The 17,299-nt window shown below is 43.8% G+C and carries 7 protein-coding genes and 1 riboswitch; all 7 genes read right to left on the bottom strand.

Annotated elements, in window-relative coordinates; genetic code table 11:
- A partial coding sequence (locus tag ACTJJQ_RS13775; RefSeq protein WP_440600287.1) for an amino acid adenylation domain-containing protein occupies positions 1-8,657 on the bottom strand: 8,657 nt, incomplete at its 3' end.
- A 141-nt stretch (positions 8,658-8,798) separates the two neighbouring features.
- Positions 8,799-8,891, bottom strand: a riboswitch (cyclic di-GMP riboswitch).
- 368 nt (positions 8,892-9,259) lie between these two features.
- A complete protein-coding gene (locus ACTJJQ_RS13770; RefSeq protein WP_440600286.1) occupies positions 9,260-10,063 on the bottom strand; it encodes an ABC transporter permease in 804 nt (267 codons plus the stop codon).
- Positions 10,056-10,925 carry an ABC transporter permease gene (locus ACTJJQ_RS13765; RefSeq protein ID WP_008347830.1) on the bottom strand — a complete coding sequence of 290 codons (870 nt, stop codon included), beginning with the start codon at positions 10,923-10,925 and terminating at the stop codon, positions 10,056-10,058. The genes ACTJJQ_RS13770 and ACTJJQ_RS13765 overlap by 8 nt, the downstream gene beginning before the upstream one ends.
- Complete coding sequence (locus tag ACTJJQ_RS13760; protein WP_284564871.1) at positions 10,925-12,016, bottom strand: ABC transporter ATP-binding protein; 1,092 nt, start codon at positions 12,014-12,016, stop codon at positions 10,925-10,927. Before ACTJJQ_RS13760 ends, ACTJJQ_RS13765 begins: the two co-directional genes overlap by 1 nt.
- Before the next feature lie 8 nt (positions 12,017-12,024).
- Positions 12,025-13,110, bottom strand: coding sequence for an ABC transporter substrate-binding protein (locus ACTJJQ_RS13755; protein ID WP_035703174.1), 1,086 nt, complete (start codon positions 13,108-13,110; stop codon positions 12,025-12,027).
- Entirely contained in the window at positions 13,107-15,092 is a 1,986-nt protein-coding gene (locus ACTJJQ_RS13750; RefSeq protein ID WP_035703172.1) for a hydantoinase B/oxoprolinase family protein, read from the bottom strand. The genes ACTJJQ_RS13755 and ACTJJQ_RS13750 overlap by 4 nt, the downstream gene beginning before the upstream one ends.
- Positions 15,082-17,151, bottom strand: coding sequence for a hydantoinase/oxoprolinase family protein (locus ACTJJQ_RS13745; protein WP_035703168.1), 2,070 nt, complete (start codon positions 17,149-17,151; stop codon positions 15,082-15,084). Before ACTJJQ_RS13745 ends, ACTJJQ_RS13750 begins: the two co-directional genes overlap by 11 nt.
- Positions 17,152-17,299: the final 148 nt, after the last annotated feature.

Genomic DNA, 17,299 nt, shown 5'->3' with positions numbered 1-17,299 from the left:
CGTTTGTCCGTTTCCTCTGGGAGATTCCAGTAGCCTCTTGCCAGTCCTTTCCCCGCAATCACGAGCTCACCCGGTACGCCTTGCGGCGAGAGGTCATATAACGAACCCATAATGTAAAAACGAGTATTGGCAATCGCTGTTCCGATAGGAAGCGTGCCTTGATCTGGATCAATGATCCCGCTTGTCGCCACGACCGTATTTTCTGTTGGGCCGTAGTTATTGACGAGTTTGTATGGAACGGGCTTCACCTGTTTTAGCTTGTCCCCGCCTGTCAGTAAGTAACGGAGAGAATGATTGTCCATCGACATAAACTGCTCACATAGCTGTGTTGGCAGGAATGCAATGGTGATGCCTTCGTGATTAAAATACGAATTGAGCTTGATCATATCGAGGCGAATCGCTTCGTCGATGATATGGAGCTCTGCGCCGGCGATCCACGTCGGGAACATCTCCCAAATGGAGGCATCAAAGCCAAAGCCGGCATATTTGGCGGTTCGGTCTTGTTTCGTCACCTGGAAAGCATCATTGTGCCAAAAAGCAAGATTGACAAGAGACTGGTGCTCGACCATGACACCCTTCGGCTGTCCAGTCGTTCCAGATGTGTAAATCATATAGGCGAGATCCGTTGGTTTGACAGGAACCTGAATCTCGTGTGCTTCTCCTTCTACTGCCTCTTCTATGAAGAGGGTATGACCTGTGAAAGAAGGTGGTGCAGTGAGCTCTTTCTGAATCAGAAGGACCTCTGCCCCGCAATCTTCAAGCATATAGGCAATGCGCTGCGCTGGATAATCGGCATCAATTGGTACGAATGCCGCACCTGCCTTGAGAACTCCTAGAACAGCGGCTGTCATCTCGAGCGATGGACGCGTGAGAATGCCGATGCGGTCTCCCGGTTTTGTGCCGCTGGAAATCAGTTTTGCGGCGACTGTATTCGCCCGGTTGTTCAGTTCTTCATACGTCCAGCTTGTGCCGCAGAAGGCAGCGGCTTTTTGATCAGGTACTTCCTGCGACTTCGCCTTAATCAATGCATGAACCGTTTGATCTGTCGGAACATCTAGGATAGGTCCTGACCATTCATTAAGCAGATTTTGCTGCTGCGCTGGTGATAATAATTGCATCTGATCTAATAATTGATCTGGTGCTGACACCATTTGTTCGATCAAGTAAAGGAAATACTCCTTCCACTTCTCAATCGACGACCGTTCAAAGATAGAAGAATTAAAATCAAACACAAGCTCGATTTGATCGTCAGATTCGTTTCCGGTTAAGGTCAAGTCAAATTTGGCTATGTTCTCATTGAACGGCTGTGGAATGATATCAAGTCCATCCATCGACAGGTCACGAATATCTGCATTTTCCATCGAGAACACCACATCAAAGATTGGATGACGGCTTGTGTCGCGAACCATTTGTACTTGGTCCACCAGTTCTTCAAATGGATAAAGTTGATGTTCATTTGCCACTAACACAAGCTCATGAACTGTTGACGCAAATTGAGAAAATGTCTGGTGTCCTTCTGGTTTTGTTCTGAGTGCCAGCGTATTCACAAACATGCCGATGACTGATTGAATATCAGGATGGGTTCTGCCCACCACTGGAGAACCGATCATGATGTCTTCTTGTCTCGAAAGCTTGCTTAAAAGCGTACTGTAGCAAGCAAGCAGCACTGTATACGTTGTACCGTTGAGTGATCTAACCAGCTCATCCAATTGCGCTTTAAGCGCACCGTCTATAGAGAATTCGACGCGGCCCCCTTCAAACGTCTGAACCTTTGGTCTCGGAAGATCCTCAGGCAACGCCAAAACAGGCAGTTCTCCTTGTAATTGTTCCAACCAAAACGCCGCTTCAGCCTCTTTTTGTACAAGAAATTCTTTACTGTTTGACCAGACCGCATAATCCTTATATTGAATAGGCAATTCATCAAGTTCGTCTCCTCGATACAAGATCGATAGCTCATCAATTAAAATACCGACAGACGCACCATCTGAAATGATGTGGTGCATATCAATCAACAGATAATGAACACTCTCCGATTCAGACACAAGCCCCACTCTGAGCAGCGGCGCTTTTTCTACATCAAATGGACGAATAAAATCATTCATTAATTGCTGAATGTCTCGGCCTTCCCCTTCGATGTTTTCAATGTTCACAGAAACATTCGTTTCAATTCGTTGAACAGGTTCACCCTGAACGAAGTCAAAACTCGTACGGAATGCTTCATGGCGATGAACAAGCTGGTCAATGGCTTTTTTAAATCGTTTTTCATCAAATACACCTTCAAGCTTTAAAGCAGCTGGCATATGATAGCTCTGCTCGGCATCTGTCATTTTTTGCAGAACAAATAATCTTTTCTGAGCAGATGTCACAGGATAAACAGCCGCTTCTTCCGCTTTTTCCACTCGTCTGATTTCAGTTCGATCTGTTTGATCCACCGCATGGGCAAACGCCTCTAAAGTGGGTGATTCAAATAATGTTTTCAACGTACATTCCACATGCATCTCTTCATAGAGCCTGTTCAACATTTTCATGCCACGCAGTGAATGACCTCCGCATTCAAAGAAATGATCACGTCTGCCGATTTTCGGCACTTCAAGAACTTCCTCCCAAATGTGTGCCAATATACGCTCTGTATCTGATTGAGGAGGGACGTATTCATTTGCCGCCTGCTCACTTACATCAGGTACCGGTAATGCCCGTCTGTCTACCTTGCCATTCCCCGTTAGTGGCAATTCGTCTAATTGCATGAAGAAAGCTGGCATCATATAAACAGGGAGTTCTCGTCCTGCTTGCTCACGTAAATCCGACAGCGGAACAGCACCTTCTGCTGTGAAATATGCACACAATGTATCATTTGATATCGCAATGACAACGGCTTCCTTCACTTGCGGATGCTGCAATAGCTGGTGTTCAATTTCGCCAAGCTCAATACGTTGCCCTCGAATCTTGACTTGATGATCTATTCGCCCAATGAATTCAATATCTCCATTTGACAGCCATCGTGCGAGATCGCCCGTTTTGTACATGACTTCACCAGGTCGGAAAGGATTTTCAACAAACTTTTCGCTCGTTAACTCTGGCTGGTGATAATACCCCTTGACCAGTCCGTCACCTGCGACACAAAGCTCTCCAGCTACTCCCGGCGGCTGCACATGTCCAAACTCATCGACAATATAAACAGCCGTTTGACTCACCGGCTTTCCGATCGGAATCGACAGTGCTTGTTCTTCAATGTGATTCACCGGATAATACGTTGTGAAAATCGTGCTTTCAGAAGGTCCATACATATGAATAAGTTTGTCTTCTCCAACCGTTTCAAGGGCTGCCACAACATGCGGCACAGAAGCACGTTCCCCGCCAAACAGCACTTTTCTGACGTTTTTCAGGCTGCCTTTTTTCATATCAATCAGTAAGTGAAATAGAGCGGTCGTGATCATTAAAATACTGACTTTTTCCTTCTCAATCGCGCCAGAAAGCTCATTCATATTTAAAATCTGATCCTTTGGCAAAACAATGAGTTTCGCTCCGTTCAATAAAGCACCAAACACATCAAACATAAATGCATCGAATACATAGTTTGAAAGGCTCATCACCGTGTCTTCATGATGAATGGTGAGATAATTCGACTGCTTCACTGTTCTCAAAATGTTCCGATGCGTCACCATGTTCCCTTTAGGTTTGCCTGTCGTACCAGATGTGTAGGTCAAATTCGCCAAGTCCAAAGGCGAAACACATACAACTGGATTGCTCTCTGACTGCTGATCAACGGCTTGATCTTCTGTTTCTATGATTTTCCCTTCAAACGCAGTAAGCACAGAACGATGACGCAGCACCTGATGGGTCAGGACAAACTGTGCACCACTATCTGTCAAAAAGTGCTTGATGCGCTCATCAGGGAAGTCAGGATCGATTGGCACATAGACACCGCCAGCCTTTAGCACAGCTAAAACCGACAGCACCATCTCATTGGAACGTTCAAAGAATAAAGCCGCTGTCATCCCTTTTTCAAAACCATGTTCACGTAAATAATGAGCCAGCTGGTTCACTCTGCGATTCAGCTCTTGATAAGAAAGAACCTCATCTTTATATTGCAAAGCAGGCTGATGACCATGCTGCTGTACTTGTGATTCAAATTGCGTCACAATGGTTTCTTCCGCAGGATAAGGCGTAGGTAACGGGTTCCACATCTTCAATTGAGCCGCTGCCTCTTGTTCAGACAGTAAGCGGTATGATTGAATCGCTTGCTCCGGCACTTCGACCATCTGCTCCAGAAGATAAACATAATGCTTGAGCATCTGCTCGGCAGTACTTCGTTTAAATAACGCCGTACTGTAATCGAGAACAAAGGAAAGACCATGACTTGACTCCGTCGCTTGAAGTGTGAGATCAAACTTCGCAATATGGAAATTGGTTTCCTCGACTTCGACTTTCATCTCTCCAATATGCTGGGCTGTTGAATGATCTGGCGTTAGAGTAAAGACCGTATCAAATAATGGATGACGGCTAAAATCTCTTTGCACATTTAGCTTTTCAAGCAGCCGCTCGAATGGATATTGCTGATGCTCAAACGCCCTCATCGTCTTTTCCTTTACTTGCTCAATCAACTGTGTCATTGAACCGTTCGGATCTACCTCTGAACGTAAAGCAAGTGTTTGGACAAACATGCCGATCATGTCATTCAAATCTGCATGCACCCTGCCTGCTGTTGGCGTCCCCACCACAAACTCCTTTTGACCTGTGTATTTCGCAAGCAATGTATAGTAAGCAGAAAGCAACACGGTATACAGCGTCGTATGATGATTCGCTGCAAGCTCCTGCAAACGGCCTGTTAACGTCTCATCGATGTTTCTGAGAACGCGGTCTCCAGCGAAAGACTGGACAGCCGGACGCTGATAATCCGTTAGCAGCTGCAAAGCAGGGATATCTCCTGAAAATTCTTTCAGCCAGAATGCTTCATCTATTTGACCGCCTTGCTCTGCCTGTTGTTCTTGCCAAACAGCATAATCATGATATTGAAGCTTCAATGGCGCTTTCACTAATCCCTCATATGCGTCAGACAACTCACGCAGCATCAAATCAATTGAAAGACCATCTGAAATCAGATGATGCATATCGAAATAGAGAAGATGCTCCTGATCATGTAAAGACTGTAGCCCAACACGCAAAAGCGGAGCCTGCTCAAGATAAAAAGGTCGGACAAATTGACGCATGTTCTCTTCCATCGTACTGCCTGTCAGCTGTTCTATTTGAAATGGAACGGATGAAGCTACCCGCTGACGAGGGACTCCTTTGACTGTATGAAAAGAAGTGCGCAGCATATCATGACGTGCAATCAGTTTTTCAAAAGCTCCCTCCAACTTCTCTCGTTGCAGCGTTCCTCTTAATTTCACAACGGCAGGCATATGATAGGCGATGCTTTGCTCCAGCTGAGTCACCATATAAACACGCTGCTGCGCTGGTGACAGTGGATAATCGGCGGCAGTCGGTGCTTTCGGTATGACCACTTGTGAAGACTTTTCCGCTTGTTCAATATAAACAGCAAGTGCTGCAATCGTTTGCTGTTCAAATAAAACAGATAAAGGGACCTCCACTTGAAAAGCCCGCTGAACGAGTGTAAGAACTTTCATCGCTTTGAGTGAATGCCCGCCTATGTCAAAGAATGAGTCGTACACACCTATGCTCTCTTGATGAAGAACGTCTTCCCACAAACGAACAAGCTTCGTTTCTACATCGTTTCTAGGCGCTACATAAACAGCACTGACAGCCTTGTCTCCTTTTAATGCAGCAAGCGCACGCCGGTCGACTTTCCCACTCACTGTCAGTGGAAATGCCTCAAGCTGCTTGAAATAAAGCGGCATCATATAAGCTGGCAGCTGATGTTTGATAGCGGCTTGCAGGGTGTCCACGGAAAGAAATTCTTGTCGTGCTTGATAGTAAGCACTTAAAGCCTTTCCACCGTCCGGTTCATCCACGACAAGGACGACAGCCTGATCGACTCCGTCTACCCGCTCCATGACCGCCTCAATTTCACCTGTTTCGATGCGGTAACCTCTTATTTTTACTTGGTCATCTATTCTTCCAAGATAATCAATTGTGCCATCTGGAAGCCATCTCACTACATCACCTGTGCGATACATCCGATCTTCAGGGAAAAATGGATCTGGTCTGAATGCCTTCTCCGTTAATTCAGGCTGATTCACATAGCCCCGTCCAACTCCTATTCCCGCAATGCATAGTTCTCCCACAGCTCCCTGCACCTGTAGTTGTTCATGTTCATTTAAAATATAAATCCGGTGATGGCCCAGTGGCTTTCCAATTGACACATAGCGCTGTTCTGGTGACTTCTGCAGCTCACTGAGATCTAGACGGTGAACCGCCGCATCCACACACGTTTCTGTCGGACCATACACATTCCACAAGGCAAAATCGGGCTGGCTGACACGTACAGCTTCAATCAGCGCCTGCGCTGCTTTCGCAGGGAGTGCTTCTCCCCCAATCAGCATGTGAGTCAGTGCAAGCCCATCCAAATCAGCTGCAAGTAAAAGCTGCAAATGTGCTGGCGTTCCATCTGTTGCTTTGATTTGATGTTCATTGTAATAAGCCGCTAGCTGTACACCGTTTCGTGTCGTTTCTCTTGGCACAATATGAAGCGTATGTCCAAATAAAAGAGCAGCAAAGATTTGTTTAACAGATGCATCGAAATGGAATGGTGCAAGAAGCGCCACTTGAAGCTGATTTGCCCCCTCATACACTTCGTGATGCAGGGCATGAACCAAATGATGCAGCTGAAGATGCTCGATCATCACTCCCTTCGGCTTTCCAGTCGTACCCGATGTATAAATGAGATAAGCCAAATCCTGTGATGTCGTCTGATCGATCAGCTCAGGCAGCGGACGATCTTCTAATTCCATATGCTGCTGGACAATCATTTTTTCCGCAATGGATGAATATCGCTGAACAAACGATTCTTCTGTTAAAACGATAGAAGCACCAGAATCTTCTACAATAAATTGAATGCGTTCCTCAGGTAATGCCGGATCGATCGGTACATATGCACCGCCAGCTTTTAATATCCCAAAAATGGCAGCCATCGCATCTGCCGTCCGTTCCATTAAAACGGCAACTGGTACATCACGCGAGACACCTTTCATCTGTAAAAATCGTGCCAGTTTGTCCGCTTTTTGATACAGCTCTCCATAAGTGAACGTTCCATTTTCCGCTACCACAGCTGCCCGTTCTGAATACGTTTTAGCTACCTCATCAAATAAGTGGTGAACTGGTTTCGCTCCTGGTAAATCAAATGCTTCTCCCTTAGATAATTGAAGCAGCTGCTTTTGTTCATCTGCTGGCAGTAAAGAGAGAGCCCCAATCAGCTGATCTGGCTGAGAGACTGCCGCCTCCAGCAAAATCATCAATCGATCAAACAGCTTACTCATATCGGCTTCACTAAATAGATCTGTACGGTAATCCAAATCAATGGTCAATGTATCTGTATCCCAGCGGTCTTTCACATGAATCGATATATCATTCATTCCGCTTCCACTAAAAATCGGCTCCGTAATGAACGAAAGATTCTCTTTTTTCTGCCACTGCATGACCTGATACTCTAAAGAAATATCAAACAGGCGTCCTGTAAATCCATCTCTTTCCCTTAAATCATTCATGAGCACATTGTAAGGATATTTTTGATGACGCAAGATCTTCATCTGATCCGCCATGACTTGCTTCACGAAATCAAGAAATGTGAGGGATCCTTGCACAGATGCGCGCATCGGAATGGTCGACACAAACATCCCAATCATCTTTTTTTCCTTTGCATTTGTCCGATTGCCCATAAAGGTTCCAAGGACCACATCCTCCATGCCGCTAAATCGGTGCAAGTAAATATAGACAGCGGACATAAACATAGAAAGCATACTGACTTTCTCTTCTTCACAAAAGACTCGAAGCTTTTCCTTTAAAGAATCAGGAATATCCCCTGAAAATCTCTCCGCATGTAAGCTCATCTCGTAACCTTTATGCGGTGTTAAAGAAGCGAAATCTGGAATATTGGCAAATTGCTCGTTCCAAAAAGCTTGGTCTTTCTGAAAACGTTTAGAAGATTCATACGTTTGCTCACTCATGATGTGATCAACGAAGGAAATATCTTCAATTGGGGAGACGTCTGTCCCCTGCAGCATGTCATGGTATAGATCAATGATTCGGTTTCCCATCAAGATAATTGAAATACCATCAGCCACAATATGATGCGCTTTACAGAACAGCCAGCACTCTTGATCACTGATTTGAAAGACCGTAAATTCGATTAAGGAACGGTCAATCAGTTCCATCGGCTCACGAATCTCCTCGTTCGCCCACGCCCTGACTTCCTTTTCACTCCATCCTTTCACCAAACGAATCGGCTGTTTTTCATATGGCTTGATATATTGAACGGGCTCCTCCTGCTCATGTTGATACACCAGCCTTAAACGAAGAGAATCAGTTTCACGAATGTACGCTTGAAGCACATCAACGATCAAAGAAGGATTTAGACCTGATACCGATCTCAACTTGGCAAACCCACCCAAATTAGAAATACTTGTGCCTGGATAAAATCTTTCCGTGTAGAATACTCGCTTTTGCGCATGTGTTAAGGGGTAATAAACTGTACTCATTCTCATCCTCCGCTCTTCTATGTTTTCTCCACCAAATGTGATACCCTGCACCCTCTATATCAAAAGAACCAAGTCTATTTCATTAAAATAGACGGAATAACAGAAAAGGAGCCCACCCCGAATAAAACGGAGGGACTCCCATTTTGATTCGGTAACCTGCCGACCATAGTAAAAAAGAAACTTTTACCTTAGGACATGGCTTTGCGTCTCTATGTTTCCATAGATTTGCCTTTTTCTTCTTTTCTTTTAGATATTTTCTATTTACGTCCACTTTATATGAAATTATTGTTTTTTTCACCGAAAAATGGGTGTAAAGATTCATGCGTTATGCCGAAGGGATCACATCATAATTTACGATATTTACCGAAAATAACTAATAATAGTTGCGTTCCACCGAAAATAAATGACCAATTACCGCAAAAATTTCATGTTTTTCCTTAAATTTTGCAAATATGACCGAAAATGTAGGAGAGAGGTCTCCTATCACGCCTCGCATTTTCTTAAATCTTAAGAACTATATTCCCTAAAACTTTGAATATTTTTACCATAAAAAACAATACAAAAAGAGCTGTCATTTCAAATGACAGCTCCTTGTTTCTTCATTATATTTACATCACCTTAGACAGACCAATCGTTTTCTCAATAATGAGCAACGCAATGATAGAAATGATAATAAATATGACAGATATCGCATTGACACTCGGATCAAAAGTTTGCTCAATGTAATTAAACGTCCTCACGGGAATCGTAATGGTTTGAGGTGAAGAAACGAACAAACTAATCGAGATTTCACCAAATGATGTCACAGCAGAAAACACGCCACCTGCGATAATGCCCGGCTTGATCAATGGCAGTGTCACACGAAAGAAAGTACGTATGGGCCCTGCACCAAGATTCATGGAAGCTAGCTCAAGACGTGGATCAAGATTTGAAACACTGACACCCACGGTTCGTACCACATAAGGAAAACAAATGATGACATGCCCAATGACTAATGCCCACAAAGACCCTGTAAAACCCATAGCCGTAAACAAATACAGCATCGCAATCCCTAATACCACCTGAGGAATCATAAGAGGTGACAAAATAAAGGCTTGAACAGCTTCCTTTCCCTTAAAAGAAAGCCTTGCTAAAGCATAAGAAGCCATCGTTCCTAAAAGAACAGTAAGCGGCGTCACAATCAATAACAGAATCACGCTAATACGCAAAGATTCCATCCATTCTGGATTCGACACGACCTCATGAAACCAACGAACGGAAAATGAAGTCGGCGGGAATTCAGGAAAGGCATTCGGGCTAAAAGCAGAAAGAACAATGACAAGAACAGGTACGGTTAAAAAGAGATAAACGAGTGAGCCTGCGGTCCATATCAGAACCGAAAGCAAACGGTCACTTATTGATTTTTTACGCATGCATCCTCGCCTCCCATCGCTTCAATAGATAGCTTAATAGACTGACGACCGCTAGCACACAAATCAATAAAGTAAAGGACATCGCAGCGGCAAGAGGCAAATTATACACCTGCATGACCTGCTGATAAATGGACAGTGGCAAGAGCGGCTGCATCCGTCCGCCGACTAGCAGAGGAGTAATATAACTTCCTGCTGCAAGTGAGAAGACAATAATTGCTCCGGTGATCATGCCTGGAATCGTAAGCGGCAAGGTCACATGAAAAAATGTCCGAATACGACCAGCACCAAGACTCATAGAAGCCGGTCTTAAGTGACGGTCCATATCAGTTAAGCTCGTTGCAATAGGCAGCACTGCAAAAGGCAGCATCACTTGAACATAAGCAATAATGACCGCATTCATATTCCACAGCATCGATAGCGGTTTCTCAATCAGATGTAAATCGATCAGCATGCCATTAATCAAGCCATTTTGCGAAAGAAGAACGATCCATGCAAATGTCCGAATGACGACACTCGTCAAAAGCGGCGATACAAGTAAGATATAGAAAAAAGCCCGCAATCTTGGATGAGGTGCTTTCACTAGCACATAAGCTGCAGGATATGCCATCAATAAACAAATCACCGTTGTCTGTAAGGCCACCCACACAGTACTTCCAATTGCTTTCACATATGCATCTGTCGTAAATACATGTAAATATTGAGACAAACTATAGGATTGTAACGTATTCATCATCGAATCCACATCACGAAAACTGAGGACAAACATCATCACAAGCGGAGCAAGAAGGAATACAACTAGAAACAAACAAGCTGGCAGCAGCATAAACCAATGAAAGCGCTGATTCTTTTTTTTGATTCGCATCACGCATGCACCTTCGAATCTAAGAACACAATATCTTCAGGTTGCCAATGAATATGCACAGTTTCTCCAACTCGAGGCAGCTCGGGAAATGCTGCGTCTGATGCATGGACAATGATTTCACCTTGATTAAGCCCAACGACCAAACGTAAAGAGTGCCCAATATAACTGACATCTGCCAACATTCCTGTGACATGATTTGGCTGAACTTCCTCCCCGCCAGAAGATAACTTGATTCTCTCAGGACGCAGCATGAGTAAATGCTTCTCGCTCTTCTCTTTAAATGCGGCAGCTTTTAGCTGAACTTGCTTCCCGTTTGATTGAGTGAAATGTGGAACAGTGTATGTGGAAGTAACTTCATCATACTCCGCTTCAAATAGATTGACCTGTCCGATAAATTCAGCAACAAAACGATTATTTGGCTGACGATATACTTCTAAAGGTGTCCCAATCTGCTGAATTTTCCCCTCACCTAATATCCCAATTCGGTCGGAAAGGCTTAAGGCTTCCTCCTGATCATGCGTCACAAGAATAGTCGTAATTCCGACATTCCGTTGAATATTTCGCAGCTCCGTCTGCATATTTTTTCTTAGCTTTGCATCTAGGTTACTGAGTGGTTCATCAAGAAGGAGAACAGCCGGCTGGATAGCAAGTGCCCGTGCAATTGCGACCCGTTGCTGCTGACCACCACTTAATTGGTGCGGCATACGTTTGGCAAATGACTCTAATTGAACAAGAGACAAGCTCTCCATCACCTTTTGCTTGATTTCCGCCCTCTTTTTCTTTTGAACCTTCAACCCATATGCAACATTATCAAATACGGTGAGATGTGGGAAAAGTGCATAACTTTGAAAGACCATCCCCGTTTTTCTTTGATAAGGAGGTAAAGTCGTCACATCCTGATCACCAATATAGACGACTCCTTTTGTCGGTTCTAAAAAACCACCAATGATATTGAGTAAAGTTGATTTTCCGCAGCCACTAGGGCCAAGAAGGGAGAAAAACTCTCCCTCTTTTACCGTAAGACTGACATCATCAAGAGCAATCTGCTCGCCAAAATGCTGGCTGATATGTTCTAAATTGATTCCACTCATGCGATCACCTATTTTCCTCCGCCTAATACTTCATTCCATCGATTTGTCCATTGACCGAGCTCCGAAGTCGCTGTTTCGTAATCTACCCAAGTCAGCTTGCTATAATAATTTTCGCCAACCTTCACTTTCCCCTTAATTTTGTCTCCGTATTTCACATCAGAATTCGACATGCCATAGTAAGATTTTTCTGAGAAGGCTTCTTGAGCTTCTTTCCCGCTAAGGTAGTTTAATAGCTTATAAGCCGCTTCCTCATGCTGACTTCCCTTTGTTAACGCCCAGCTCGCAACTGCTGCCACAGCGCCTTCTTTCGGATATGAGAATCCAATATCCATCCCTTCTTCTTCAAGTGCAAATGCTCGGCCATCCCAATATGGAACTGCCGTCACGTCACCACGTTCTAACAGCGTTTGAATAGACCCTGGGTTATCAGGAAAAGCAGCTACACGCCCTTTTAATTGTGCTAGGCTTTTAAATGCTTTATCAATATCCTTAGGATTTGATTCTGCCCCTCCTTGAGCATGGACAAGTGCAGAGAAAAATTGTAAGCCCGCTGAATAAGTTGGGGAAGAAATCGCCACTTTCCCTTTCAGCTGATCGCTCCATAAATCTGTCCAGCTGTTTGGCTCCTGTTTGACAAGATCTTTTCTATAAGCAATTCCAAGCTGTCCCATACTAAAGCCTGCTGCATATTGTTTTCCATCAACAGTGAGTTTCTTTTGAACAGAACGATAAAGCTTTTTCACATTCGGTGCTTGATCTTCATCAATAGGCGCAAGAACGTTTGCCGCAATACCTCTTTGAATCGTATCAGGCTGTAAAATAAGCAAATCATACGGTGGATTTTTACCATTAGATGCTTTTAATTTTGTAAACCATTCAGAATCTGCCCCAGAGACCGTTTGTACTTTAATGCCTGTATCCTTTTCAAACTTTTCGAGGATTGGCTTAATATTCTTTTCCCAATCCCCTCCGTAGACACCAACGATCACAGTCTGCTGCTGTTTACTTTGGTCCTGCCCATTTCCACCGCATGCAGACAGCAGTAACATGATGGATAGGACACCTGCAAATATGGTCATTAATCTTCTTTTCATAATTCGTTTCCCCCTTTTTGTTGATTCAACTGATGAAGTGCTTGAATAATATCCATCTTTGTTAATGGTTCCTGTCTATGACTAAAATGAGAATGAACCGCATGTTTATAGTGCGTACGCTCATTTGCTGGGTATGAACGAAGCTGCACAGCAAGCTCACTGCTGGCTTCGTCCGTCCACACTTTCTCATAAGCTGCTCTTTGTTTTCCAAAATCCCAAGCGACAGCATCAGCATCATTCATCTTTTCACGAAGCCTGCTCGTCTGTTCGTCATCAATTTTCCATTCATTATGATCTCGATAGACTTTGACGCCATATTGCTGAAGTGCTCTTTCTTCACTTAATAGCCCTGCTTCCACTTCATGAAGGACTTTTTCTTTCGTTCTAGAAAATGGATTCCCCCATCCTCCTCCACTTGGTGAAACCAATTGAACAATATCGCCTTTTTCAAGACGCATGACATCAATTTTCGGCTGGTTTTGTGTCTCCCCATTTGGTTTGGTCAATTTCACCTCACCAATTGCTCCTGCACGTCCGCCCATTAACCCCCAAGGTTGAAACTTCATTCGTTCCATTCCTCGTGCCGTCACCATCGATTCTGGCTTGATCATTTCAAATTCTAAACCAATTGCATGTCCCCCTCTATGTTCCCCTGCTCCACCTGTGTTTGGCAGCAGTTCATATCGGTGTACATGAATATCAATATGCTGTTCCAAGCTCTCAATGGGTGTATTTTTTAAAAATCCTGACGAATGATCAATTCCATCTACTCCATCAGTCCCTTTTTGAGCACCGCCGCCTCCGCCTAACGGTTCGACCACAGACATTTTTCTGCCTCCTGTTTGATCATCAGGAACAGAGAGAACGACGATAGCAGATTGACCTGCACCTGCCGCCGGCACTGCTTCAGGCAACAGCTTACCAATAGCACCTAGCACGACATTATACAGTCTCATTGTAATGGAATGCCGAATACCGACAGAAGCCGGATATTCTGGATGGACAAGCGTTCCTTTAGGTGAAATCACGTCTATCGGATACGTAATCCCACCATTAATCGGAATAAAAGGATCTTTACTAATGATGTAATTGATCAACCCTTGATACAAGAAGGAGTGCTTTTGACCATTGGTGACAAGATTAAAAGCTGTCTTAACTTGCGGGTCACACTCAGAGAAGTCCAGTGTCAGCTGTTTCCCTTTGACCGTCAGCTTTATCTTTAATCGGATCGGCACGTCCGAAATCATATCATCATCCAAGTAATCAGCGAATTCACTCGTTCCATCAGGGATGGCTTCAATTACTTTGCCTGCGCGATCCTCTGCTTGCTTCAGCAGATCAATCATTCCTTGCTTCACTTCGTTTTTTCCAAATTTCTCGATCATTTCTTTTAGTCTGATTTCTGCTGTATTAACAGCGGCAATCATCGCATTAATATCGCCATCATTTAAATGACTCGCCCGGCTATTAGCTCTTAAAAAGGTACGAACAACCTGATTCTCTTTTCCACCTTCATAGATTTTCACTGGTGGAATTCTTAATCCTTCCTGATGAACATCTGTTGCAGTTGGAGAAATGCTTGAAGGGACAAGACCTCCCACATCACTTACATGAACAAAAGACCAGGCATAGCTGACAATTTCATCTTCTATAAAAATGGGTTTGATGATATGGACATCTGGCAAATGAGTCGCTAAACCGTCTGTCGTATAAGGATCATTTGTGATGATAATGTCACCCGGCTGCATCGGTCCGCTTTCTTCAATCGCTTTTTTGAGACTCAGCCCTAAAAAGATCGTGACACCGACTGTTTTTGGGTAAACAAAGAAATCCCCAGAAGGCGTGGCTAATGCTGTGGCAAAATCCGCCGATTCTTTTACGAATGTTGTAAAGGATGTCCGCTCAATGACATGTCCCATGCCTGATGCAATCGCATTAAAATAACTCCTCATCATCTCAAGCTTTGCTGGATCAGTTCCCATGTAAAGCCGCCTCCCTTGAAATCACCAAGTTTCCTGAATGGTCTATGCTGCCTGCCCAGTTTGGCAAAATCAATGTTGTCGTATCATCTTGCTCAATGATGGCAGGTCCTTTCACAACAGCACCTAATGACAAAGTACTCCGATTGTAAACAGATGCTTCGTACTCTTTTTCTTCTATAAAGATTCGTCTGTATGATTGTGGTATTAAAGGCTGTCCGCTACTTTCATCACCAGGAGAGAAAGGCAGTGGAGGCGTTTCACCTATAACCCGAACTCGCAAATGAGTAAATTCAATGTTCGCCTGATCATCTCTATGGCCATATTGACGCTCATGCAGGTTGTGGAAAGCTTCAATCAGGTGATAGACGTCTTGTTCCTGCTTTAGCCAATCCACCGATAATGGCAATTCAATCTCAAATGCCTGTCCTTGATAGCGGGCATCTGCTAATAACAAAATGGACGTTTGTTTGATATGTTGAATGTTTTGCTGGCTGAACCAATCCGTTGCTTTGCGAGAAAGCATTTCATAATCTTGTTTTAATTCGTCAATCGTATAGTCTTGTAAGCAGATTTTCTTAGACAACACAGCATCATGGATAAAATCGGCTGTAAGTGCACCTAGCGCACATAATGTTCCTGGACTTGGAGGGACGACCACATTTTTTGCATGAATTTCTCTCGCAAGGAAATTCGCAACAACAGGCCCTGCCCCGCCAAATGCCAACAAACTAAAATCTCTAGGGTCAAACCCTTGCTGCTCCATGACATTGCTTAGTTCTGTGTACATATTGGCAACAGCCACTTGAATCAACTGGTCAGCCGCCTGTTCGACTGTTTTATGAAGCTGATCAGCAATTGGCTGAAAGGCTATTTCCGCTGCAGACCGCTGCAATTGTAAATGTCCTCCGGCAAACCGATCTTGATTGAGGTAACCGCATATGAGAAACGCATCGGTTAAAGCAGCTTTTTTTCCCTTTCCATACGAAGCAGGTCCAGGCTGCGAGCCAACTGATTCCGGTCCTGCTTTAAGAAGCCCGCCTTGATCAAGCCATGCGACAGAACCTCCGCCAGCCCCTATCGAATACATTGCAACAGATGGAAGAATGATCGGAAATCCTGAAAGCTGATTCGATTGAGCCATTGTAGGCTGCCCATTTTGAATGATCGAGATATCTGCACTTGTGCCACCAACATCAAACGTAATTAAATTGGGTTCATTTGCAGAAGTTGCAATTCTCGCCGCACCAATTACACCAGCTGCCGGGCCAGAAAAAAGTGTTTTAACGGGTGAAGTGGCTGCACTTTCTGCATCCATTAAACCACCATTTGATTGGGTAATGTATGGAGAAATTGGTACACCTTCTTCTTTCAAGCGGCTTTTCAACGTTTGTAAATATTGTTTCACCTTTGGTTGAATGTACAAATTGACAACAGACATCACTGTCCGCTCATATTCCCTCATTTGGGGCCATAACTCAGAAGACGTCAGGACTTCTAACTGTGGGTAATGGTGATGAATATAGGCTTTAGCTTGTAATTCATGAACTGGATTCTGATAACTATGTAAAAAAGAAATGACAATGCCTGCTAGTTTTTTAGACATGACCTGCTGGACAGCATCATCTAATTGCTGCAGTTGGAGAGGTTTTTTGATCGAACCATCATGTATGAGCCTTTCAGAGATTGGATATACATGTTTTCGTGGTATCAATGGTTCTGGCAATTGAGAATTGAAGTCATAAGGGATGGGTAGACGTAAACGCTGTAATGACAAAATGTCTTGAAAACCTTCTGTTACAAAAAGGGCTAAATCTGCTCCCTTTCTCTGCAATAATGTATTAAGACCGATTGTCATCCCGTGTACGAGATATTGTATTTTGGATAAATCGACACCTCTTTCTTTTAGAAGTTTCAGCCCATTGATAATTCCTTGAGCTGGGTCATCTGTCACTGTAGGTGTCTTGAGTTCAGTCAGCTCCCCTGTCGCTTCATTCATCAGCGATAAATCAGTAAATGTTCCACCTATGTCTATTCCGAGCCGATAAGAGACATCCGCCATTTGTACTTCCCTCCTGCAATGTAATTGGAATCATATTTTGATAAATTACGACATTTTTTGATATTTGACTCCATATTATTAAAGCATATCGGTCTAGTCAATTTTATTTTTTTGAAATTTCTGTGTGTTAAAATCTTGAAATTAGCCC

The sequence above is a fragment of the Bacillus sp. 22483 genome, from assembly GCF_052044605.1.
In the GTDB taxonomy this organism is placed as follows: Bacteria; Bacillota; Bacilli; order Bacillales; family Bacillaceae; genus Bacillus; species Bacillus altitudinis.
Note: the sequence above shows the minus strand (reverse complement) of the source record. Positions and strands in the feature narration are given on the sequence as shown.